This is a genomic window from Brevibacterium sanguinis (assembly GCF_039528855.1).
Classification (GTDB): Bacteria; Actinomycetota; Actinomycetes; order Actinomycetales; family Brevibacteriaceae; genus Brevibacterium; species Brevibacterium sanguinis.
This window is the reverse complement of record NZ_BAAAMB010000009.1, coordinates 223,278-244,395: the sequence shown is the minus strand read 5'-3', so window position 1 is coordinate 244,395 and position 21,118 is coordinate 223,278. Positions and strand designations below refer to the sequence as shown.

Annotated in this window: 20 protein-coding genes; 8 read left to right on the top strand and 12 right to left on the bottom strand. The window is 69.0% G+C overall.

Going from position 1 to position 21,118, the window contains the following annotated elements; all coding sequences use genetic code 11:
* The 3 genes from ABD154_RS11415 to ABD154_RS17955 all read right to left on the bottom strand — a co-directional run.
* On the bottom strand, window positions 1-1,237 hold a 1,237-nt coding region (locus ABD154_RS11415), incomplete at its 3' end, for a four-carbon acid sugar kinase family protein (protein ID WP_344251328.1).
* Window positions 1,234-2,718: a GntP family permease gene (locus ABD154_RS11410; protein WP_198498316.1), complete on the bottom strand. Its 1,485-nt coding sequence runs from the start codon at window positions 2,716-2,718 to the stop codon at window positions 1,234-1,236. The genes ABD154_RS11415 and ABD154_RS11410, both read right to left, overlap by 4 nt.
* Before the next feature lie 157 nt (window positions 2,719-2,875).
* A complete protein-coding gene (locus ABD154_RS17955; RefSeq protein ID WP_376870658.1) occupies window positions 2,876-3,115 on the bottom strand; it encodes a hypothetical protein in 240 nt (79 codons plus the stop codon).
* Here ABD154_RS17955 and ABD154_RS11405 point away from each other — a divergent pair.
* A complete protein-coding gene (locus ABD154_RS11405; protein WP_376904040.1) occupies window positions 3,107-5,164 on the top strand; it encodes a heavy metal translocating P-type ATPase in 2,058 nt (685 codons plus the stop codon). The two genes, ABD154_RS17955 and ABD154_RS11405, sit on opposite strands and share 9 nt — an antisense overlap.
* A 4-nt stretch (window positions 5,165-5,168) precedes the next feature.
* Here ABD154_RS11405 and ABD154_RS11400 read toward each other — a convergent pair whose 3' ends face one another.
* Entirely contained in the window at window positions 5,169-6,083 is a 915-nt protein-coding gene (locus ABD154_RS11400) for a VOC family protein (RefSeq protein WP_198498318.1), read from the bottom strand.
* A gap of 288 nt (window positions 6,084-6,371) precedes the next feature.
* Between ABD154_RS11400 and ABD154_RS11395 the strand changes: the two genes are divergently transcribed.
* The 4 genes from ABD154_RS11395 to ABD154_RS11380 are packed head-to-tail and all read left to right on the top strand — an operon-like array spanning window position 6,372 to window position 10,725.
* Window positions 6,372-7,895, top strand: coding sequence for a sugar ABC transporter ATP-binding protein (locus tag ABD154_RS11395; RefSeq protein WP_198498319.1), 1,524 nt, complete (start codon window positions 6,372-6,374; stop codon window positions 7,893-7,895).
* On the top strand, window positions 7,896-8,951 hold the full coding sequence (locus ABD154_RS11390; protein WP_198498320.1) for an ABC transporter permease: 1,056 nt from the start codon (window positions 7,896-7,898) through the stop codon (window positions 8,949-8,951).
* 38 nt (window positions 8,952-8,989) lie between these two features.
* Window positions 8,990-9,961: an ABC transporter substrate-binding protein gene (locus ABD154_RS11385; RefSeq protein ID WP_198498321.1), complete on the top strand. Its 972-nt coding sequence runs from the start codon at window positions 8,990-8,992 to the stop codon at window positions 9,959-9,961.
* Between the two features lie 59 nt (window positions 9,962-10,020).
* Entirely contained in the window at window positions 10,021-10,725 is a 705-nt protein-coding gene (locus tag ABD154_RS11380) for a FadR/GntR family transcriptional regulator (protein WP_198498322.1), read from the top strand.
* Between the two features lie 3 nt (window positions 10,726-10,728).
* Here the strand turns inward: ABD154_RS11380 and ABD154_RS11375 are convergent, their stop codons facing one another.
* From ABD154_RS11375 to rraA, 7 genes are all read right to left on the bottom strand, one after another.
* Entirely contained in the window at window positions 10,729-11,490 is a 762-nt protein-coding gene (locus ABD154_RS11375) for an SDR family NAD(P)-dependent oxidoreductase (RefSeq protein ID WP_198500928.1), read from the bottom strand.
* Between the two features lie 60 nt (window positions 11,491-11,550).
* Window positions 11,551-12,579, bottom strand: coding sequence for an aldo/keto reductase (locus tag ABD154_RS11370; RefSeq protein WP_198498323.1), 1,029 nt, complete (start codon window positions 12,577-12,579; stop codon window positions 11,551-11,553).
* The gene (locus ABD154_RS11365; protein ID WP_198498324.1) at window positions 12,576-13,481 is read right to left on the bottom strand and encodes an amidohydrolase family protein; all 906 of its coding nucleotides are present in this window, start codon (window positions 13,479-13,481) and stop codon (window positions 12,576-12,578) included. Before ABD154_RS11365 ends, ABD154_RS11370 begins: the two co-directional genes overlap by 4 nt.
* Window positions 13,478-13,894, bottom strand: coding sequence for an RbsD/FucU family protein (locus ABD154_RS11360; RefSeq protein WP_198498325.1), 417 nt, complete (start codon window positions 13,892-13,894; stop codon window positions 13,478-13,480). Before ABD154_RS11360 ends, ABD154_RS11365 begins: the two co-directional genes overlap by 4 nt.
* A gap of 26 nt (window positions 13,895-13,920) precedes the next feature.
* Window positions 13,921-15,303, bottom strand: a complete 1,383-nt coding sequence (locus ABD154_RS11355) for a sugar porter family MFS transporter (protein ID WP_198498326.1) — start codon at window positions 15,301-15,303, stop codon at window positions 13,921-13,923.
* A 109-nt stretch (window positions 15,304-15,412) separates the two neighbouring features.
* Complete coding sequence (locus ABD154_RS11350) at window positions 15,413-16,753, bottom strand: enolase C-terminal domain-like protein (protein ID WP_198498327.1); 1,341 nt, start codon at window positions 16,751-16,753, stop codon at window positions 15,413-15,415.
* Between the two features lie 229 nt (window positions 16,754-16,982).
* Window positions 16,983-17,450: a ribonuclease E activity regulator RraA gene (gene rraA, locus ABD154_RS11345; RefSeq protein ID WP_198498328.1), complete on the bottom strand. Its 468-nt coding sequence runs from the start codon at window positions 17,448-17,450 to the stop codon at window positions 16,983-16,985.
* 112 nt (window positions 17,451-17,562) lie between these two features.
* On the opposite strand from rraA, the gene ABD154_RS11340 reads away from it, so the two are divergent.
* The 3 genes from ABD154_RS11340 (at window position 17,563) to ABD154_RS11330 (ending at window position 19,401) form a co-directional block, all read left to right on the top strand.
* Window positions 17,563-17,724: a hypothetical protein gene (locus ABD154_RS11340; RefSeq protein WP_198501040.1), complete on the top strand. Its 162-nt coding sequence runs from the start codon at window positions 17,563-17,565 to the stop codon at window positions 17,722-17,724.
* A 100-nt stretch (window positions 17,725-17,824) separates the two neighbouring features.
* Window positions 17,825-19,168, top strand: a complete 1,344-nt coding sequence (gene nhaA / locus ABD154_RS11335; RefSeq protein ID WP_198498329.1) for a Na+/H+ antiporter NhaA — start codon at window positions 17,825-17,827, stop codon at window positions 19,166-19,168.
* An 83-nt stretch (window positions 19,169-19,251) separates the two neighbouring features.
* Window positions 19,252-19,401 (top strand): hypothetical protein, encoded by a 150-nt coding sequence (locus tag ABD154_RS11330; protein WP_171006942.1) that lies wholly within the window; start codon window positions 19,252-19,254, stop codon window positions 19,399-19,401.
* A 58-nt stretch (window positions 19,402-19,459) separates the two neighbouring features.
* Here the strand turns inward: ABD154_RS11330 and ABD154_RS11325 are convergent, their stop codons facing one another.
* Window positions 19,460-21,073: a nuclease-related domain-containing DEAD/DEAH box helicase gene (locus ABD154_RS11325; RefSeq protein WP_198498330.1), complete on the bottom strand. Its 1,614-nt coding sequence runs from the start codon at window positions 21,071-21,073 to the stop codon at window positions 19,460-19,462.
* Between the last annotated feature and the right edge of the window lie 45 nt (window positions 21,074-21,118).

Sequence of the window (21,118 nt, the reverse complement as noted above, 5' to 3'; positions counted from 1 at the left end):
CGACGGCGAGCGGGATGATCTCCCGCTCGAGTTCCATCCCGACGGCGCCCACCGCGCGCATCACCGCTGCGGTGATGTCCCCGCCGGTGGTGTAGAGGCCGGTGACGGCCGGGGAGGTCATGATGAGCTCGGCGATGGCGGCGAGCCGGCGGGTCGTCTCCTCCGCGGCCGCGGCGCTGAGACTGCGCAGATCGGAGGCGTCGACGACGGTGGCGATGATGATCGCCTTCGCCGAGGTGACGCCCTCGACCCGGGCGATCGTGGCCTCGACAGCGGGCAGGCCGTCCTCGTCGAGGACGACGCGGACGACGGCGTTGCGGGGGTCTTCGGACAGTGTGGCCAGCTGCGCGCGGGTGACCTCGGTGGCCGATCCGGAGATCCCGAGGATGATCCCGTTCGGCCGCGTCGGGAGCAGCGGCAGGGCGAGGGCGAGGCTGCCGGGACCGGGATCGATCGTCACCCAGTCGAGGGTCTCACCGCCGGGCGGGTCCGCCCCTGCATCGGGTGCTTCCGCGGCGATCTCCCGGGTCACTGCGGCGACGACCGAGCCGACGAGTTCGATGTGCTCGGTGGTCAGCGCATCGACGATGATGACGTCGGCGCCCGAGGCGATCCCGGCGAGCACCGCCTCCCGGACGGCATGGCGACCGGCGAGCACCTGGGAGATGTCGATGAGATGGCAGTCGAGGTCGGTGCCGTCGCGAAGGATCTGCGCGACATCGGAGGTGTGCATGGGGGAGCGGACGTCGCGGCGCAGCTCCGTGTGCTCGAGCAGCCGCCCGTCGAGCAGCTGCAGGCCCTCGACCGTCGTGCGTCCGGCGGCCGGGAAGGCGGGGATGCAGAGGCCGATGACCCTCTTCGCCGGGCCGTCCGCGCGGGCGGCGAGCCGGCGTCGGGCGGTCAGCGCCGCCTCGGCGCTCACCCCGACATTGCCCCGCAGCGTCGTGTCGATCCGGCACGCGACGAGGTCGATGTTCCCGGCGCTCGCCACGAGCTGTGCGGTGAGCTCGGCCGCGGTGGCGGCGGGCAGGTGCCGGGAGTCGGCATTGAGGACGACGGCGTCGTAGTCGTCGAGGAGGACGTCGAGGTCGACCGTCTCCGTCGCACTCGTGGACGTCACGGTGATCGTCCGCAGACCCGCCTCGGCGAAGAGGGCCCCGCACGCGTTTCCGCCGGTGAGGTCGTCGGCGATGATGAGGATGCGCGACGTCTCCGCGTCGCCGTCTGCACTGCTCATACGACCAAGTCGAGCACGAAGAGGAGCGGAATGGAACCCAGCCACACGGCGGTCGTGATCCCCGACCAGCCCTTGATCGCCTGCACCCCGTCGAGGCCGGCGAAGCGGGTGACGACCCAGAAGTACGAGTCGTTGAAGTAGGAGAAGACCATCGATCCCGCGGTGCAGGCCATGACCGCGACGAGCGGGCTGAGCCCGAGCGGGGCGATGAGCGGGGCCGTCACCGAGGCGGCGGTGATCATGGCGACCGTGCCCGAACCCTGCGCGATGCGCACGAGGGAGGCGATGATGAACGGCACGAGGAGGGCGGGCAGGCTGATCGAGGCGATCGCCTCGGCGAGGGCGTCTCCGACCCCGGATTCGCGCAGCACCATGCCGAAGCTGCCGCCGGCGCCGGTGATGAGGAGGATGAGTCCGGCCGAGGCGGCGCCGTCGGCGAGCCAGGCCTGGACCTGGGTGCGCGGGGTCAGGCGCGGCAGGAGGGTGTAGACGGCGAGGACGAGGCCGATGATGAGCGCGACGACGGGGTTGCCGAGGAAGGCGATGGGAGCGACCCACGCGGACGGTTCGTAGTCGTCGCCGGCGAGCATCCCCTGGGCGTTGCGGTCGATCGCCGTCGACACGGTGTTCGCGACGATGAGGAGCAGCGGGATGATGAGCGGGAGGAAGCCGAGGACCGCGCCCGGCTGCCTGCCACCGGCGGTCCGCGGGCTTCCGGTGCCGTCTCCGGTGTCCGCTGCGCCTCCGGCGGTCGTCGTCTCCGTGGTCGGCGAGACCGGCGCCGCGGTCTCCGCTGCCCCTGCGGTCTCCGGTGCTCCCGCGGTCACCGTCGTATAGACGTCGTGCTTGACTGTGACGTTGAGGAAGGGTTCGAGCTTCGGTCCGATCCAGCGGGCGTAGATGACGACGACCGGCAGGAGGATGACGGTGAAGACGAGACCGGTGAGGATGACGGCACCGAGATCGGCGCCGAGGATGCCGGTGGCCGCGAGCGGGCCCGGAGTCGGCGGGACCATGTGGTGGGTCAGCGTCATGCCGGCGCCGAGGGCGAGGGCGAGCGTGATGTAGCCGCCGCGCTTGACGCGGGCGATCGAGCGGGCGAGCGGGTTCATGATGACGTACCCGGAGTCGCAGAACACGGGAATCGAGACGAGGGACCCGACGGTGCCCATCGCCCAGGGCTCACGGCCCTTGCCGAAGGCGCGGAGGAAGGCGCGGGCGAGCGAGTCGGCGGCGCCGGAGACCTCGAGGATCTTGCCGATGCCCACGCCGAGGCCGATGACGATTCCGATGCTCGCGAGGGTGTTGCCGAACCCGGTGGTCACGGCGTCGACGATCGAGAGCAGATCCTCACCGGCGACGATGCCGGTGACGATCGCTGCCAGGAGGAGAGCGATGAAGGCGTCGAGGCGCGTGGCCAGGACGATGACGACGATCGTCGCGATCCCGGCGACGAGGGCGAGGATGAGCTGCAGGTCCATGGGTCCTCCACATTGAGGCTGACCGGTCGGTCCGGCCAGAGGTGCGCGGTGCGGGCGGTCAGCGACGCACCGTTATGCACAGCATGAGCAAGTATGTGCCATAACTGCTCAGAAGTGCAAAGAAATTTCTCGCAGATTCCTGCGGATCGAGCTTGATTCATACCCCTAGGGGGTATAGGTTGACGATATGGACACGGAACGGGATCACCAGAGAGCGACGGAACTCGAGCAGAGCCACGCGGGCCATGACCATGCCGGACACCAGCAGCCCGGGGCCGATCACGCGGGCCACGAACATTCGGGCCATGATCATTCGGGCCACGATCACGCGGGCCACGATCTCGCGGGGCACGGGGCGATGGATCACTCGGGAATGGATCACTCCGGCATGGATCATTCGGGGATGGACCACTCGGGCATGGACCACTCCGGCCACGGGGGCCACGGCGGGCATGCCGCGGTGTTCGGCCGGCTCTTCGGGATCATGGCGGTCATCGCGGTGCCGGTCATCGCCTTCAGCCCGATGTTCGGCCACCTCGTCGGCTACATGGTGCCCGAATCGGGGCCGTGGGGCTGGGTGCGCTGGATCGCTCCGGTGCTCGGCACGGTCATGTACGTGTGGGGCGGCAAGCCGTTCCTCACCGGCGGGTGGAGCGAGCTCAAGGCCCGCAAGCCGGGGATGATGCTCCTCATCGCGCTCGCGATCACCGTCGCCTTCGTCGCCTCGTGGGGCGCCTCGCTGGGGATCCTCGACGCCGAACTCGACTTCTGGTGGGAGCTCGCACTCCTCATCGTCATCATGCTCGCCGGCCATTGGCTGGAGATGCGCTCGCTCGCGCAGACCACCTCGGCGCTCGACAGCCTCGCCGCCCTCCTGCCCGATGAGGCGGTGAAGATCGTCGACGGCACCACCGTGACGGTCGCACCCGCCGACCTCGTCGTCGGCGATGTCGTCCTCGTCCGCCCCGGCTCCGCCGTGCCGGCGGACGGGCGCATCGTCGACGGCACCGCGGAGATGGACGAATCGATGATCACCGGGGAGTCCCGACCGGTGCGCCGCAGCGTCGGCGACACCGTCGTCGCGGGCACCGTCGCCACGGACTCGGGCCTGCGGATCGAGATCACCGCGACCGGTGACGACACCGCGCTGGCCGGCATCCGCAAACTCGTCGCCGACGCCCAGAACTCCTCCTCACGCGCCCAGCGCCTGGCCGACCGCGCCGCGGCGTGGCTGTTCTGGTTCGCCCTCGGCGCCGCCGTCATCACCGCGATCGTCTGGACGCTCGTCGGCATGCCCGACACGGCGGTCGTGCGCACGATCACCGTCCTCGTCATCGCCTGCCCCCATGCCCTGGGACTGGCGATCCCGCTCGTCGTCTCGATCGCCACGGAACGCGCCGCACGCGCCGGGGTCCTCATCAAGGACCGACTCGCGCTCGAGACGATGCGCACCGTCGACGCCGTGCTCTTCGACAAGACGGGAACCCTGACGAAGGGCGAGCCGACCGTCACCGCCGTCGAGACGACCGGGACGCGCAGCGACGACGAGGTGCTCGCTCTCGCCGCCGCGGCCGAGACCGACAGCGAGCACCCGCTCGCCCGAGCGATCGTCCGCGCCGCCGACGAGCGGGGACTGACCGTGCCGACGGCACAGAACTTCTCGTCCTCACCGGCCGTCGGAGTGCGCGCCGAGGTCGACGGCACCGAGGTCGAGGTCGGAGGACCCCACCTCCTCAGTGCCCGCGGGGCCGTCGAGGCCCCGATCGCCGAGACCTGGCGGGCCGAGGGAGCGATCATCCTCCACGTCCTCGTCGCCGGGCAGGTCGTCGGCGCGCTGCGCCTCGCCGATGAGATCAGGGCCGAGTCCCGGCAGGCCGTCGAGGCCCTCCACGCCCAGGACATCGAGGTCGTCATGATCACCGGCGACGCCGAGGCGGTCGCCCGATCCGTGGCCGCTGACCTCGGCATCGACCGGGTCTTCGCCGGCGTGCGCCCGGCGGACAAGGCGGCGAAGGTCGCCGAACTCCAGGCCGAGGGGAAGACGGTCGCGATGGTCGGCGACGGCGTCAACGACGCCCCCGCCCTCGCGCAGGCCGATGTCGGCATCGCGATCGGTGCGGGCACCGATGTCGCGATCGGCTCGGCGGGAGTCATCCTCGCCTCCGACGATCCCCGTTCGGTGCTCTCCGTCCTCGAGCTCTCGCGGGCCAGCTACCGGAAGATGAAGCAGAACCTCTGGTGGGCCGCCGGCTACAACCTCCTCGCCGTCCCCCTGGCCGCGGGCATCCTCGCGCCGATCGGGTTCGTCCTGCCGATGAGCGTCGGTGCGATCCTCATGTCGGCCTCGACGGTCGTCGTCGCCCTCAACGCGCAGCTCCTGCGCCGCCTCGACCTGCGGCCCGAGGCCGTCGTCGCCGCGGCCGAGCGCCATCCCGCCGAGCGCTGAGTCCTCAGCGCTCGAGGGTCTCCTCGAGCGTGCTGCCGCCGACCCCGACGGTCACCTGCGTGCCCCACGGGTCGGCCAGGCGCACCGAACGCTCCTCGTCGGCGAACGGCAGCGACCGCGCCGTCAGCCTCTCGACGAGGGCATCGAGGTCCTCGCGGGCCGGCACCGTGATCGCGAGATCGCCGAGGCCGAGGCTCGCGGCCCGCGGTCCCGCGCCGAGGCTGTTCCACGTGTTCATCGCGACGTGATGGTGGTAGCCGCCGGCCGAGGCGAAGACGGCCCCGGGCATCGTCGAGTTCGTCGGTTCGAAGCCGAGCGCGCCGACGTAGAACTCGCGGGCGGCGTCGAGATCGCCGACCTGCAGGTGAACATGGCCGACGGTGCCGGGCAGCTCCGATGCGCTCGTCAGCGTGCCGCTGTCGAGATGCTCGCGGAGGAAGGCGTTGGGGTCGAAGCCGATCGAGTCCATCTCGATCTCACCGGCGGGGGAGTGGCCCCACTGCGCGCGGTCCCGATCGACGTAGAGTTCGATGCCGTTGCCCTCGGGGTCGGAGAAGTAGAACGCCTGCGACACGAGGTGATCCTGAGCGGCGAGGAACCGGCTGCGGGTGTTCGCCGCGGCATGTGCGACGGTCGCGGCCAGGGATTCGGGAGTCTCGAAGAGGAAGGCGGTGTGGAAGAGTCCGGCGCTCCGGCGGCTGCCGACCGGCAGGTCCGGGGTCGAGACGAACTTCACCATCGGCGTCGTGCCGCGCCCGAGGACGCGGTGGACCTCGCGCCCCCGGGAAGCCTCCTCGAGCGGTTCGAGGGCGAGCGCATTCCGGTAGTAGTCGGTCATGAGGTCGAGGTCGCCGACGCGCAGGGTCACGGCGTCCATTCCGGCATCGGGTGGGAGGACGGTGCTGGGGGCAGAGGTCATCGGGCGCTCCAGATCAAGATGGTTGAATATTGAAGTATATCCGCGGTGGAGCGCGGTGGCCATGCCCGGCGGGACGGAAGAGCCCTGCCGTGCGCACCCGACGCTCAAGCGGGACCGGCAAAACTCCCGTCAGTCATCCAATGTATTGACAATCCATCCATTGCGTTTCGACAAATAATCCCGGCGAGATCTTGTCTTTGCTCGACTGTGCCTCTAGTCTGAGCAACAGACATAGGATGTCTCGCGTGATGACGTGGGACACGGTATTCAACGAGGAGTCACCGCCACATGTCAGAGACGACGAGCACTCCGCTGCTCGACATCCGCGGCGCCGCCAAATCCTTCCCCGGCGTCAGAGCCCTCTCCGACGTCGACCTCGACCTGTATCCCGGAGAGGTCCTCGGCCTCGTCGGGGAGAACGGAGCCGGGAAGTCGACGCTGATGAAGCTGCTCTCGGGCGTCTACACCCCGGACGCCGGGGAGTTCCGCATCGACGGCACCCCGGTGACGATCGGGTCGACGACCGACGCCGAGCGCCTCGGCATCGCCATCATCCACCAGGAGTTCAACCTCGTCGAGGATCTCACAGTGGCCCAGAACATCTATCTCGGCCGCGAACCGCGCATCGGTCCCTTCATCAGCGAACGTCAGCTCAACCGGGATGCGCAGGCCCTCTTCACCCGGCTCGGTCTCGCGCTCGACCCGCGCGCCGTCGTCGGGCGGCTCACCGTCGCCGCGCAGCAGATGGTCGAGATCGCGAAGGCGCTCAACCAGGATGCGCGGATCCTCATCATGGACGAACCCACCGCCGCCCTCAACGATGAGGAGGTCGAGGTCCTCCACGGGCTCATCCGCCGCTTCATCACCCCGGAGACCGGCGTCATCTACATCTCGCACCGGATGCCGGAGCTCAAGGCCATCACGGAGCGGATCACCGTCATCCGCGACGGCGAGAAGATCGGCACCGTGCCGACCGCGACGACCGAGATGCCCGAGGTCATCCGCATGATGGTCGGACGCGAACTCGCCGCCGTCGCCGACGCACCCGCCCATGACGACACCGCCGAGGTGGTCCTCGCCGTGACGGACCTGCAGACGAAGGCGAAGCTGCGCGGCATCAGCTTCGACCTCCGCCGCGGCGAGATCCTCGGACTCGCCGGTCTCATGGGAGCCGGCCGCACGGAGACCGCCCGCGCGATCATCGGCGCCGACCCCCTGACCGCCGGGACGGTCACCGTCAACGGCCGAGCGGTGACGATCGGCAGTCCGGCGGCGGCCGCGCGGCTGGGGATCTGCTACCTGTCCGAGGACCGCAAGCAGCTCGGCGTGCTCGTGGGGCAGAGCGTCCGCGACAACATCGCCCTGCCGAGCCTGCGGCGCTTCAGCCGCTTCGGGTTCACCGACGAGACGGCCATCGACACCACCGCCCGTGACCTCGTGTCACGGCTGCGGATCCGCACGCCGTCGATCACGCAGGTGCTCGAGAAGCTCTCCGGCGGCAACCAGCAGAAGGTCGCCATCGCGAAATGGCTCGTCAAGGACTGTGACGTCTTCATCTTCGACGAACCCACCCGGGGCATCGACGTCGGCGCGAAGGCCGAGATCTACGCCCTGCTGCGCGAGCTCAGCGCGCAGGGCAAGTCGATCATCGTCATCTCCTCCGAACTGCCCGAAGTCCTCCTGCTCTCACACCGCATCGCCGTGCTCAGCGAAGGCCACCTCACCGGCATCCTCACCGCCGCCGATGCCACGCAGGACTCCGTCATGGCCCTGGCCACGCAGCACACCGAATCGATGGGAATCGTCGCCTGAATGAATGCCGAAACCGCTTCCGCCGCCCGCCCGCAGACCTCTGATGCCCCGGCCGCCGACACCGGTCGTCCCGCCGGGACGCGCAGCTTCTGGCGCAACTCGCTGCAGCAGCTCCTCGCTGTGGCGAGCCTCATCGTCATCATCATCGTCTTCGCGATCATCAACCCCGATTCGTTCCTCACCGTCACGAACCTCTCGACGATCCTCACCACGGTGACGACCGTCGGGCTGCTCGCCCTCGGCGTCACGTTCATCATCATCACCGGCGGCATCGACCTGTCCGTGGGCACGGGGATGATCCTCTGCGGTGTCATGGCCGGGGTCTTCATCACGAACCTGGGTCTGCCGCTCATCGTCGGGATCGCCCTGACGATCGCCTTCGGCGGCCTCATCGGCCTCGTCAACGGCTTCAACGTCGCCGTCCTCGGGCTGCCGCCGTTCATCGCCACGCTCGGCATGATGATGATCACCCAGGGACTGTCGCTCGTCGTCAGCGGGACCAAGCCGATCTACTTCACCGACAGCCCCGGCTTCGGGGCGATCATGAATGTCTCGCTCATCCCCGGGATGCGGCTGCCGCTGGGCACCGTGCTCTTCCTCATCCTCATCGTCGTCTCGGTCATCGTCCTCCAGCGCACCCTCATCGGCCGCACGGCGTTCGCGATCGGCTCGAACGAGAAGGCCACGAGGCTCTCGGGCGTCAACGTCCGCGGCTGGCTGATCTCCGTCTACGTCCTCTGCGGACTCTTCGTCGGCCTCGCCGGGGTGCTCTCGGCCTCCCGTCTCAGTTCCGCGCAGCCGACCGGCGGCGCCGGCATCGAGCTCCAGGCGATCGCCGCGGTGATCATCGGCGGCACCTCGCTCGCCGGAGGCCGCGGGTCGATGGTCGGCACCGTCATCGGCGCCCTCATCATGGCCGTCCTCGACAACGGTCTGCGTATGGCCGGCGTCGCCCAGGAATGGCAGCAGGTGGCCATCGGCGTCGTCGTGCTGCTCGCCGTCTACCTCGACATCGTGCGCAAGAAGAACTCCTCCACCGGATCCGCACCACTCTGACCCACCATCGCCCTCACGAAGAATCGAAGGAGATCACCATGAGGATAGGAAAGCTGCTCACCTCGCTCGCGGCACTGTCGTCCATCGCCCTCATCGCCACCGGCTGCGGTTCGGCCGACACCGGATCGAGCGGCGGGGACGGAGAGCGGACGATCGCGATCATCTCGAAGGGCTATCAGCACCAGTTCTGGCAGACGGTGAAGACGGGAGCCGAGGAGAAGGCGAAGGAACTCGGCGTCACCGTGACCTTCGAGGGCCCCGACAGCGAGACCGACGTCGAACAGCAGGTCACCCAGCTGCAGACGGCGCTCGACAAGCAGCCCGACGCAGTCGCGATCGCCGCGCTCGACAGCAAGGCCGTCATCCCGCTGCTCCAGCAGGCGCAGTCGAACGACATCCCCGTCATCGCCTTCGACTCCGGCGTCGACAGCGACATCCCGCTGACCACCGTGGCCACCGACAACAAGGCCGCTGCCGCCGAGGACGCGAAGAAGCTCGCCGAAGCCCTCGGCGGGGAGGGCAAGGTCGGGATCGTCACCCATTCGGAGACGGCCCAGACCGGGGTCGAACGCCGCGATGGCTTCGTCGAGTACCTCGAGCAGAACGAGCCGAACATCGAGATCGTCGCCGAGCAGAACGCCGACGGCGATCAGGCGAAGTCCGCGGACGCGACGAAGGCGATGCTCCAGGCCAATCCCGACCTCGCCGGTCTCTACGGCACGAACGAAGGTGCGGCGATCGGCGTCGTCCAAGGAGCCAAGGAGCTCGGCAACACCGACGCGACGATCGTCGGCTTCGACTCGGGCAAGGCCCAGCTCGACGCGATCAAGGACGGGTCGATGCTCGGCGCGGTCACGCAGAGCCCGCTCGACATCGGCAGCCAGACCGTGCAGGCCGCCGTTGACGCGATCGACGGGAAGGACCTCGAGAAGCAGATCCCGACCGCGTTCTACTGGTACGACAAGAACAACATCGAGGACCCGAAGATCGCCGAGCTCCTCTACGAGTGAGGATCGGCGACCGCGGTGCTGGCGACGATCATGCCCGGTGAGGACATAAGGTGGGAGCCATGGCACTGACGGATGACGCGCTCGACAAGATCAAGGACCTCATCGTCACCGGTGAGCTCAGACCGGGGGACCGTCTGCCCCCGGAGGCCGAGCTCTCCGAGCGGCTCGGCCTCTCCCGCAACTCCCTGCGGGAGGCGGTCAAGGCCCTCGACTTCATCAACGTCCTCGACGTGCGACGCGGGTCGGGAACCTACGTCACCTCGCTCTCGGCCGAGGACCTCACCGAGGCGGTGTCCTTCCTCGTCGACGTCCACGCCTCGGGGTCGCTGCGGGAGATCCTCGAGGTCAGGCGCATCTTCGAAGCCGAGACCGCGTACCGCGCGGCGACCCGCATCGACGCGGCCGGGCTCGAGGATCTGCGGCAGACGATCAGGGACACCGACCCCGACTCGGTCGAATCCCTCGTCTCCCACGACTTCGACTTCCATGCGACGATCGCCAAGCACGCGGGCAACGACTACCTCGCCGCGATGCTCGAAGCCGTGTCGATGAAGACGACGCGGGCGCGGACCTGGCGGGGCATGACCGATCCCGGCGCCATCGAGCGCACCCTCGATGAGCACCGGGCGATCATCGACGCCCTCGCCGCCGGAGACGCGCGTCTGGCGCAGTCGATGATGATCCTCCACGTCACCGGCGTGCAGCGCTGGGTCGACGAGGTCGACGTCGTCGCCGACGACGCCCCCGGACCGGGCGCGGACTGAGCCTCACTCTGCGCGCAGTCGCAGTCCCTGCATGCCGCCGTCGACGGCGATCGCCGTGCCGGTCGTCGAGCCCTGGAGCGGGCTGGCGAGGAAGAGGATCGTCCGGGCCACCTCGGCGGGTTCGACGAGACGACCGTGGGGTTGGCGCGCATTGAGCTGGCGCAGCTCCTCCTCGGGGTTCTCCGCCTTCGACATCAGGCCCTTCATCACCCACGGGGTGTTCGCGGTGCCCGGGCACACGGCGTTGACGCGGATGCCCTCGCGGACGTGGTCGGCGGCCATCGCGAGCGTCATCGAGTAGATCGCCCCCTTCGAGGCGGAATAGAGGACGCGGTCGGGCAGCCCCGCTGTCGCGGCGATCGACGAGGTGTTGACGACCGCGGCGTGCTCGGACCGGCGCAGGTGGGGCAGTGCGGCCGCGGTGACGCGGGCGACGGAGATGACGTTGACGCCGAGCACGCGATTCCATTCGGCGTCGTCGTTGGCATCGACCTGCCCCTGCGCCCCGATGCCGGCGTTGTTGACGACGATGTCGATGCCGCCGTACTCGGATGCTGCCGCGGCGACGGCTGACTCGACGGAGTCCCGGTCGGAGACGTCGCACTGCAGCGCCAGGGCACCGGCGGGGGAGCCTGAGGGATCGAGGTCGAGGACGGCGACGTTCGCCCCGGCTGCCAGGAACTGTTCGGTGACGGCGGCGCCGATGCCCGAGGCGCCTCCCGTGACGAGGGCGGTGAGGCCGGCGAATTCTTCAGCGGTGGTCATGGCGGTCATGGTTCCTTCCGGTCGGTGTGGTGCGGAGAGTGCGGGGAATAGGCTCGTGCTCTACTGGTCGCCTGCGCCCGGGTCGACAGTGCCCGGGCGGTCTGCGTAGGTGCGCGGGTCGACGGCGAGCAGACCATCGGCCACAGCGGCGGCCCAGAACGCTTCGGGGACCTCGGCGTGGGCGAGGGCGACGTTGCGTTCGACCTGCTCAGCCGTGCGCATGCCCAGGGTGACATTGGTGATCGCGGGATCGCGGAGGCTGAATTGGACGGCGGCGGCCGGCAGGCTCGTGCCGTGCGCGGTCGCCAGTGCCGCGAGCTTCTCCGCCTTGTTAAGCACCTCCCGCGGCGCGTCCTCGTAGTTGTACTTCGCCTGCTGCCGGGGGTCGGTGTTGGCGAGGATGCCGGAGTTGAAGACGCCGACGTTGACGACGCCGACCCCACGGGACGCGGCCGCGGGGATGAGCTCGTCCCGCCCGCCCTGTTCGAGGAGGGTGTAGCGGCCGGCCTGCATGACGACGTCGATGTCGGTGTCGCGGACGAAGCGGGTGAGCATCTCCGCCTGGTTCATCCCCGCGCCCCACGCCCCGATGACGCCTTCGTCGCGCAGTCGGTTGAGCTCGGGAACCGCACCGTCGAGGGCCTCCTGCCAGTAGTCGTCGGGGTCGTGGATGTAGACGATGTCGACGCGGTCAAGGCGCAGGCGCGTCAGCGACTCCTCGATCGACCGGCGCACCCCGGAGGCAGAGTAGTCGCGCACCCGGTGGAGGTCACCGGGGACGGCGAAGCCCTCGTCGTCCCAGTCCCGGGGTGCGTCGGCGGGGCGGATGAGCCGGCCGACCTTCGTCGAGAGGAGGAAGTCCTCGCGGGGTCGGTCGGAGAGGATCTCGCCGAGGCGGCGCTCACTGAGCCCGAGACCGTAATGGGGTGCGGTGTCGAAATAGCGGATGCCCAGATCCCAGGCCGTGGCCACTGCCGTGGTCGCGGTCGCGTCGTCGATGACGCGGTAGAGATTGCCGATCGGGGCGCCCCCGAAGCCGAGGGTGTGCAGGTCGTGCAGGCGCTGCACGACGGGGTTCTTCTCAGTCACTGAGTCCTCCTCGTCAGATAGAAGTCCGCTGCGGTGGTGCCCATGACGGCGGCGAAGTCGGTGTCGTCGACGACGTGGTGCAGCGCTGCGGCCGCCGCCTGCTCCCACTCGCCGTCCCCGAGACCGTGGCCGGTCGTCGAGACGGGGTGATCGGACCCGTACATCGTGCGCTCCGGACCGAAGGCCGTGAGCACCTCGCCGATGAAGCGGTCTGCGAGCTCCCGGGCCGCCTCAGGGTCGACGGCACCGGGCATCTGGCCGGGCAGTCCGGAGAACTTCACGTGGAGGCCGGCATGGGCGGCCAGGGCGCTCATCGCCTCCGCCCATTCCTCGAAGGAGAAGTCGGGATCGGCGGGCAGGGGTTTGCCGAGATGGTCGAGGACGAGCCCGTCGGCCGAGCCGGTCACCGCGACGACCGAGGTGAGCAGCGCGTCGAGCTCGGCCAGCTGGCCGGCGCGGACGCAGAGGTCGACGGTCAGCCCGACCCGGCGCGCGCAGTCGAGTCCGCGCAGCAGCGCCCCGGCTGTCGGCGAGGTGCGGGGGTCGAGGTCCCCGGCGGGGCGGGACTCGAAGTTGTCGCGCACCCCGACGACGAGTGGGGTGTCGGCGAGCCGGGCGACCACCTCGGCGAGGTGGGGGTCGGTGAAGTCGACGGCGGCGACGATGCCGCGGATGAGCGGTTCCTCCGCCGCGAGGGCGGTCAGCCATTCGACCTCTGCGGTTCGCTGATCAGGACTGATGCCGGCTTCGACGACGATCGCCGCGGTCGCGGACGCTGTTCTCTGAATCGGCAGGCTCGTCTCCGGGAGGGCGGGCAGCTCCGTCATCCACGGGTAGGAGAAGCGGCGCCGGTCCCACAGGTGGAGGTGGGAGTCGACGACCTGCGGCGGGGCACCGGTCATGGGGTCACGACTCCGACGGTGATCAGGAGGTTCGCGTACTGGCGCTGATCGCCGGTGGCGATGATGAGCCCGACATCGGGCAGCCGTGCGGTGTCGTAGAAGGCGAAGCGCTCATGACCGGTGAACGGCACACCGGGTAGCAGTGCGGCGTACCCGTCGACCGCCGGTGCGGTCCCGGCCTCGGCGGTGAGCATGAACTCGCAGGCCTCGAGCGGGATCGTCCGGGCGAGCGGCTCGAGGACCTGATCGACGGTGAGCAGCCCGGGGGTGACGTTGAGCGCGATGCGGGTGGTGCCGGCGGGCACCCCGGTGAGATGCGGGTAGTTGCCGTCGGCGATGAGGATCTTCGTGCCGTGACCGCACCGGGCGAGCGCGGCGAGGAGTTCGGGGTGGGTGAGCGGGGTGGTGAGCATTGTGGCTCCTCTCGTGGGTGCCGGGTTCAGCTCTGCTTCGTCGCCGAGGCAGCCGACGTTCTCCAGTATGCTTCGATCTCCTCGAGCGAGCGGCCCGAGGTCTCGGGGACGCGGGTGAGGACGAACCACAGGGCCGCGGCCGAGAGGAGGGCGAAGAGGAGGAAGACGAGCGGTCCGATCGCATCGAGGGCGACGGGGAACGCCCACGCGAAGATCGCGTTGAAGAGGTACTGGGCGAAGGTGATGACGCCGGTGCCGATCGCCCGCACGGACAGGGGCAGGACCTCGGGCACGAGGAGCCAGAACACCGGACCCATGCCGATGCCGAAGGCGAAGGTGTAGGCGAAGACGGCGGCGATGCTGATCCAGCCCGCGTCGGGCAGCAGCCAGAGGGCGAGCATGGCGATCGTCTGACCGAGCATCGAGATCGCGAGCAGCCGGACCCGGCCGAGCCGGTCGATGATCGGCAGGGCGATCGCCGTGGAGACGACGAGGGCGATGCCGACCCCGTAGTTCGCGTAGCTGCCGGCCCGGTCGCCCATGCCCGACTGCGCGAAGATGATCGGCGCATAGTAGACGACGGCGTTGATGCCGGTGAAGACCTGGAAGAACGTGAGGACGAGGAGGACGGTCATCGGCCGCCTCGCCGAATGGGTCAGGGCGGTCAGGCCGCTGTCCTGCTGGGCGAGGCTCGACTTGATGTCGTCGAATTCGAGGCGGGCGATCTCCTGGGTCCCGCGCAGGGAGGTGAGCACGGCCAGGGCGTCGTCGTCGCGTCCGCGGGTGATGAGCCAGCGGGGGCTGGCCGGGGAGAGGATCATGCCGACGAAGAACACGGCGGCGGGAATCGCGCCGATGCCGAGTATCCACTCCCACAGACCCGAGGCCTGGAAGGCGTCGCCGACGATGTAGGCGGCGAGGATGCCGAAGTTGACGGCGAGTTGGTAGAGGCCGGTGAGCAGGCCGCGGATGCGGGTGGGGGAGAGTTCGGAGAGGTAGATGAGTCCGAACATGTTGGCGATGCCGACGCCGAGGCCGAGGAAGAAGCGGGCGGCGCCGAGGACCTCGGGGGTCGGGGCGAACGCGCAGGCGAGGGATCCGAGGAAGAAGATCACCGCGGCGACGATGAGGAGGTGACGACGGTCGAAGCGGCGGGCGGCGAGGGTGGCGCCGATGATCGAGGGGAGTGCTCCCCAGAGCAGGAGGGAGGTGATGAGTCCCTGCTGCCCGGCATCAAGGCCCATCTGCTCGGTGAGCAGGGGCAGGGCTCCGGAGATCGCTCCCGAATCGTAGCCGTAGAGGAGTCCGGAGAAGCCGGCGAGGATGGCGATGAAGATGATCTTGGTCGGGATGGGCTCGTTCGCGTGGTTGCGGGCGAGTCCGGTGTCGGAGGTCGTGTGGTCAGTCACAGCAGGGAACCTGGTTTCTCACGAGGTGATGGTCATCATGCTGGGGTGCCTTGCGCAGGGGCGCGCTGCGTCGAGCGGTGCTACGGCGGCCGGGGGCAGGAGGCGGGGTTCAGGCGGACTCGGGGACGGGTGTCGCCGAAGTGGTCGCCGAGGCGGTGCGCGCTGCCCATTCGGGGCCGTCGGGGTAGGCGAAGTCGGTGAGCGTCCGGGGCAGGATCTCGGCGCCGGCGCCCGGTGCCGAGGGCGGCCAGTATCTGCCGTCGTGGACGTCGACAGGGGTGACGAAGTGCTCGTGGAGATGATCGACGTATTCGATGCAGCGGTCGTCCATCGTCGCCGAGACCGCGACGAAGTCGAACAGCGAGAGGTGCTGGACGAGTTCGCACAGTCCCACGCCGCCGGCGTGCGGGCACACGGGCACTCCCGCGTGGGCGGCGAGGAGGAGGTTGGTGATGTTCTCGTTGACCCCGGCGACCCGGGTGGCGTCGATCTGCATGACGCGCAGGCCGTCGGCTTCGAGCATCTGCTTGAAGACGATCCGGTTCTGGCAGTGTTCGCCGGTGGCCACCGGAACCGGGGCGATGCCCTGCTGGATGGCCGCGTGGGCGAGGATGTCATCGGGCGAGGTCGGCTCCTCGACCCAGCGGAGATCGAACCGGGCGAGGTCGCCGATCCAGTCGATCGCTTCGGCGGTGCCCCAGTGCTGGTTGGCGTCGATGGCGATGGGGAACCCGGGTCCGCAGATCTCTCGGGCGATGCCGAGGCGGCGGATGTCGTCGTCGCGGTTCGCGCCGACCTTGAGCTTGATCTGGGAGAAGCCCTCGTCGATGGCCTCTCGGCACAGGCGGGCGAGCTTCTCATCGGAGTAGCCGAGCCAACCGGGCGTCGTCGTGTAGGCCATGTATCCGGTCTCGCGGAGCTCGGCGATCCGCTCGGCCTTCCCGGGCTCGGCGGCATCGAGGATGGCGCGGGCGTCGTCGCGGGTCATGAAGTCGCTGAGGTAGCGGAAGTCGAGGAGGTCGAGGATCTCCTCGGGACTCATCCCGGCGAGGAGCTCCCAGAGGGGCAGTCCCGCGCGTTTGGCTTTGAGATCCCACATCGCGTTGACGATCGCGCCGATGGCCATGTGGCTCACGCCCTTCTCCGGGCCGAGCCAGCGCAGCTGGGAGTCGTGGACGAGGTCGCGCCAGAAGCCGCCCATGTCGGTGAGGATCGGTTCGACCTCACGTCCGACGAGGGTCTCGGCGATGACGCGCACGGCCTCGGTCTGGATGTCGTTGCCGCGGCCGATCGTGAAGACGAAGCCGTGGCCGGCGTCGCCGGCATCGGTGGAGACGATGAGGTAGGCGGCGGAGTAGTCGGGGTCGGGGTTCATCGCATCCGAACCGTCGAGACTCGCCGAGGTGGGGAATCGCAGGTCGACGACGTCGATCGCAGTGATCTGAGACATTTCGTCCTTTCGCACAACAGCAGCGTTGTGATCGGATGTCTGAACGGCCGGTCCTGGGAGCGATCGGTCGGTTCAGGGAATCGTTTCGCTGACCTGAGTCTAAACATAGGATGTTTGAGTGGTCAAGGGTGTGCTGGGCGGAATGCGTCGCCGAGGTGGGAGTGCGCGAGGCGCGCAGCGCCGGAGATGCTCGAGGGCAGTGCGGGGGCTGAGATCGGATGTCTGGTCGTCAGCGGTCGACGACGACTCCGTCGGCGTCGGCGAAGACCATGGCGCCGGGGCGGATCGTCGCACCGCCGAACTCGACGGTGACGTCGTGGTCGCCCGCGCCCGTCTTGCCGCTCTTGCGAGGATTGCTCGCCAGCGCCTTGATGCCGATGTCGAGGGTCGAGAGGACCTCGCGATCGCGCACGGCGCCGTTGATGACGACGCCGGCCCAGCCGTTGTCGATCGCGAGCCCGGCGATCATGTCGCCCATGAGCGCCGTGGCGATCGAGCCGCCGCCGTCGACGACGAGGACCGCGCCGTCGCCGGGCTGGGAGAGCACCGTCTTGACGAGGGCGTTGTCCTCGAAGCACCGCACGGTCCGGGCCGGACCGGAGAACGCGACCTTGTCCCCGAAGTCGGTGAAGTTCAGTGCGATCGAGTAGAGCTCGGGACCTCGTTCATCCCAGAGGTCGGCGTTTGAGACCGTCATCGATTCTCCCTGTTCTCGTGGGCGCTGGAGGTATGCCAGCACGCTAGCACGAGGACGAGTCCAGATGCCGAACCGTTTGGAACCGGGTCGGGCGACTCGCTAGGGTGGAACGGTGCCCTACTCCGTCGCGTCCCGTCTCGAAGCAGCTCGTGCTGCCGATTTCCCGAAGGCGAAGATCGTGACGACGCTGTCGAACGGCACGAACGGGTGGATGAGCTCGTGGGGCACGAACGCCCACGGTGAGATCGCCGGCTGCCCGCCGCCACGGCGCTGACTGCGCGCATCCGCATCTCTGCCGGTCAGCAGGGCTGACCGCACACCGGATCGTCGCGCACTCGCGTTCACTTCTCACCTCTGCGAAAGCGACCCCACCGATGTCTTCGGCTGTCCCGAACCCCACTGATCCGACCCCCTCCACCCTCACCGCACGGCCGGCGCGGGAGCGCCTCGCCCGCGTGCTCAAGCACGATGCCGTCGGCGGCATCCTCCTGCTCGCGGCGACGGCTGCGGCGCTCATCATCGCGAACTCACCGGCCGCCGACTGGTATGAGACCGTGCGGTCGACGAAGTTCGGCCCCGAGGCCCTCAAGCTCAACCTCTCGGCGAGCAGCTGGGCCTCCGACGGCCTCCTCGCGATCTTCTTCTTCGTCGTCGGCCTCGAGCTCAAGGAGGAGTTCGTCGCCGGCAAGCTGCGCAACCCGAAGACCGCCGCAGTGCCCGTCGCGGCGGCCGTGGGCGGCGTCGCGATCCCCTCGCTCCTCTACGTCCTCGTCAACCTCAACTCCGGCGGCAGCGCGTTGAGCGGCTGGGCGATCCCTGCCGCGACCGACATCGCCTTCGCCGTGGCGATCATCGCGATGGTCGGCAAGTTCCTGCCGCCGTCGCTGCGGACGTTCCTGCTCACGCTCGCCGTCGTCGACGATCTGCTGGCGATCGCCATCATCGCGATCTTCTACACCGACGACCTCTCCTGGCTGCCGCTGGGCTTGGCGCTGCTTCCCCTGCTCGCGTTCGCCGTCGCCGTGCAGCGGGGCATCCACGCCTGGTGGCTGCTCTTCCCGCTGGCGTTCGCCACCTGGACGCTCGTCCACGCTGCGGGGATCCACGCGACGATCGCCGGGGTCCTCCTCGGGTTCATGGTGCCGGTGGCCGCTAAGCGCCACGGCGGTCGACGGACCGGGGACCAGCGCGGCTTCCACGCGCACGACGGCATCCACGGCACCGAGGGCCACGGTCCGGCGGCGCAGTTCGCCGACAAGTGGAGCATCCCCTCGGCGGTGATCGCGGTGCCGATCTTCGCGTTCTTCGCCGCCGGCGTCAACGTCGGGGGACTGTCGGGACTCGCGGAGTCCCTGGGCAGTCCGGTCGCCCTGGGGATCATGCTCGGACTCGTCGTCGGCAAGCCGCTGGGCATCACGCTGGCGACCTTCCTCATCACCCGAGTCCGCGGATTCTCCCTCGACCGGACGATGCAGTGGGTCGACGTCGTCGGAGTCTCGTGCCTCGCCGGTGTCGGCTTCACCGTCTCCCTGCTCATCGGCGACCTCAGCTTCGGTGCCGATGACCCGCGGGCGCAGGTCGTCAAGGTCGGGGTGCTCTTCGGCTCACTGCTCGCCGCGCTGCTCGGAGCGGTCTGGCTGTCGGTGCGCAACCGGCACTACAGGATCCTCGCCGCCCACGTCGACGCGGGCACGCGAACGACCGCGGCGCAGGACTGAGCGGGGTCACGGTACCCAGATCCGTTCTGACCGGGCAAGATGGAGATAGCAGATCCGTTCGCTGGCATTGGAGGTCACTGATCATGTCCGAGACACCGGAACCCACCGAGGCGACCGAGGAGTCGTCCGCGCAGAAGGACGCCCGCGACGCGGCTCGTGAGCATGATGACCAGCTCGTCGAGGAGTGGGGCGACGAATCGTTCCCGGCCAGCGACCCGCCGGAGAACTACTGAGCTGACGCGCGACCGAGGCTCCTGATCCGGAAGAGCAGGAGTCCGGTCGTCGGCGCGCTCACTGGCGGAGTTCGTCGATGCGGCCGGTCTCGCCGACGATGACGAGCTTCGTCGTCGCGCGCGACATTCCGACGTAGATCATGTCCGCGGCTCGCGACTCGTCGCGGAATCCGTTGAGGCAGAGGACGACGGCGGGACGTTCGAGTCCCTTGAACCCGAGGACGTGCCCGTAGAAGACCTCCTCGGCGGAGAAGAACTGATCCCAGTACGCCTGGTAGCCCTCCTCCTCGACGATCTCCCGCTGCACCGGATGTCGGCTGCCTGTGGTGAGGAGGGCGATGTCACCGGGCTGCCATCCGGCGTCCATCAGCGCTTCGACCTGTCCGTCCGCCTCGGCGAGGGCCTCATCTGCGGGGACGGGGATGACGTCGATGTCCTCCGCGGGGCCGTTTCGGCTGATCGGAGGGTCGGTGGCGAAGCCGGAGAACGCGGTGACGATCTGTTCGGAGTTCCGGAGGTTCTCGTCGAGCTGGATGGGATTCATCGTGATCGGTGAGGTGCCGTGCCTGCCGAAGACGCGCTGGCGCTCGTCGGTGAACACGTAGAGGGTGCCCTCGGCCTGGTTGCGCAGGCACGATGCCACGGCCTCCCACCACAGGGGACTGAAGTCCTGGCCCTCGTCGATGATGATCGCGTCGAAGAGCTGACGGCGGGGACGGTCGTCGGCGAGCTCCCGGAGGCGGCGCGGCAGCTCCTCCTCCCAGTAGGCGGAGTCGTCGTCGCTGCCCTCCTCAGCGCCCCAGCTGACCGGCAGGTCGTGGAAGAGACCGACGTAGGCGGGTCGATCCGCCTCGGGCCACGCCGAGGTGACGAGCTGGAGGAATCGGCCCAGGCCCCGCGAATAGCACATGAGCGCGACCGACTTGCCCTCCTGGGTCAGGGCCTGCGCCTTCCGGAGGGCGAGGTAGGTCTTGCCGGAGCCGGCGCCGCCGCTGATCTCGGCGCGGGTCTGATGGCGGAGGACGCGGATGAGTCGCGCCTGCTCCTGGGAGAGCTGGCTGGCGCGGTCTTCGATGGCCTGAGCGCGCACGCGGAGGTTGGCGACCGCCAGATGGGTGCGTCGCAGATTCTTCGTCACCGCATCCAGCGGAACGCTCGGGTCATCCCGCTCGGGGATGCGGGCGTGACGGAGGGCCGCGGCGATCGCCTCGGCCAATCGGTGCATATCGGTGGCGTCTGCGAGGAAGTGCCGTGGCGCGTCGGGCAGGTCCCAATCGGCCGGGAGCTCGGTGTAGGGGAGAACGGCGAAGTGGATGAAGGGCCCGGGCATGCGGGAGAGTCGAGGCTGCAGGAAGCGGCGGAGTCCGTGTTTGGCGACCATCGCCTGGTCGATCGGGGACTGGTTGAGCCGGTGGCGCTGCTTCTTCGCGTCGTGGGTGTACCAGGTGCCGTCGACGACGTCGATCCGCCCGCCCTTGACCTCGATGACGGCGATGCCGAGTCCGGGCCAGAGGACGAGGACGTCGATTTCGACGTCCTTCGTCGCGGTCGTCACGCGTTGGCCGTGGATGAGGGTGACAGTGTCGGGCAGCTGCCGTTTCAGCGCCTTCCACACCGCTGCCTCGGCGCTCGACTTTCCGAAATCCGGTTCCTCCGGGATCAACGTCACCATGTCGTGAGCCTACCGGCTGGAAACCGGATGTCACGACTGGGGTAG

What these genes read in the sequence shown, in the direction of transcription:
- ABD154_RS11410 (WP_198498316.1), bottom strand. Translation starts at nt 2,718, where the DNA reads ATGGACCTGCAGCTCATCCTCGCCCTCGTCGCCGGGATCGCGACGATC.
- ABD154_RS11405 (WP_376904040.1), top strand. Translation starts at nt 3,107, where the DNA reads ATGGATCATTCGGGGATGGACCACTCGGGCATGGACCACTCCGGCCAC.
- ABD154_RS17955 (WP_376870658.1), bottom strand. Translation starts at nt 3,115, where the DNA reads ATGATCCATGCCGGAGTGATCCATTCCCGAGTGATCCATCGCCCCGTG.
- ABD154_RS11400 (WP_198498318.1), bottom strand. Translation starts at nt 6,083, where the DNA reads ATGACCTCTGCCCCCAGCACCGTCCTCCCACCCGATGCCGGAATGGAC.
- ABD154_RS11395 (WP_198498319.1), top strand. Translation starts at nt 6,372, where the DNA reads ATGTCAGAGACGACGAGCACTCCGCTGCTCGACATCCGCGGCGCCGCC.
- ABD154_RS11390 (WP_198498320.1), top strand. Translation starts at nt 7,896, where the DNA reads ATGAATGCCGAAACCGCTTCCGCCGCCCGCCCGCAGACCTCTGATGCC.
- ABD154_RS11385 (WP_198498321.1), top strand. Translation starts at nt 8,990, where the DNA reads ATGAGGATAGGAAAGCTGCTCACCTCGCTCGCGGCACTGTCGTCCATC.
- ABD154_RS11380 (WP_198498322.1), top strand. Translation starts at nt 10,021, where the DNA reads ATGGCACTGACGGATGACGCGCTCGACAAGATCAAGGACCTCATCGTC.
- ABD154_RS11375 (WP_198500928.1), bottom strand. Translation starts at nt 11,490, where the DNA reads ATGACCACCGCTGAAGAATTCGCCGGCCTCACCGCCCTCGTCACGGGA.
- ABD154_RS11365 (WP_198498324.1), bottom strand. Translation starts at nt 13,481, where the DNA reads ATGACCGGTGCCCCGCCGCAGGTCGTCGACTCCCACCTCCACCTGTGG.
- ABD154_RS11360 (WP_198498325.1), bottom strand. Translation starts at nt 13,894, where the DNA reads ATGCTCACCACCCCGCTCACCCACCCCGAACTCCTCGCCGCGCTCGCC.
- ABD154_RS11350 (WP_198498327.1), bottom strand. Translation starts at nt 16,753, where the DNA reads ATGTCTCAGATCACTGCGATCGACGTCGTCGACCTGCGATTCCCCACC.
- rraA (WP_198498328.1), bottom strand. Translation starts at nt 17,450, where the DNA reads ATGACGGTCTCAAACGCCGACCTCTGGGATGAACGAGGTCCCGAGCTC.
- nhaA (WP_198498329.1), top strand. Translation starts at nt 17,825, where the DNA reads ATGTCTTCGGCTGTCCCGAACCCCACTGATCCGACCCCCTCCACCCTC.
- ABD154_RS11330 (WP_171006942.1), top strand. Translation starts at nt 19,252, where the DNA reads ATGTCCGAGACACCGGAACCCACCGAGGCGACCGAGGAGTCGTCCGCG.
- ABD154_RS11325 (WP_198498330.1), bottom strand. Translation starts at nt 21,073, where the DNA reads ATGGTGACGTTGATCCCGGAGGAACCGGATTTCGGAAAGTCGAGCGCC.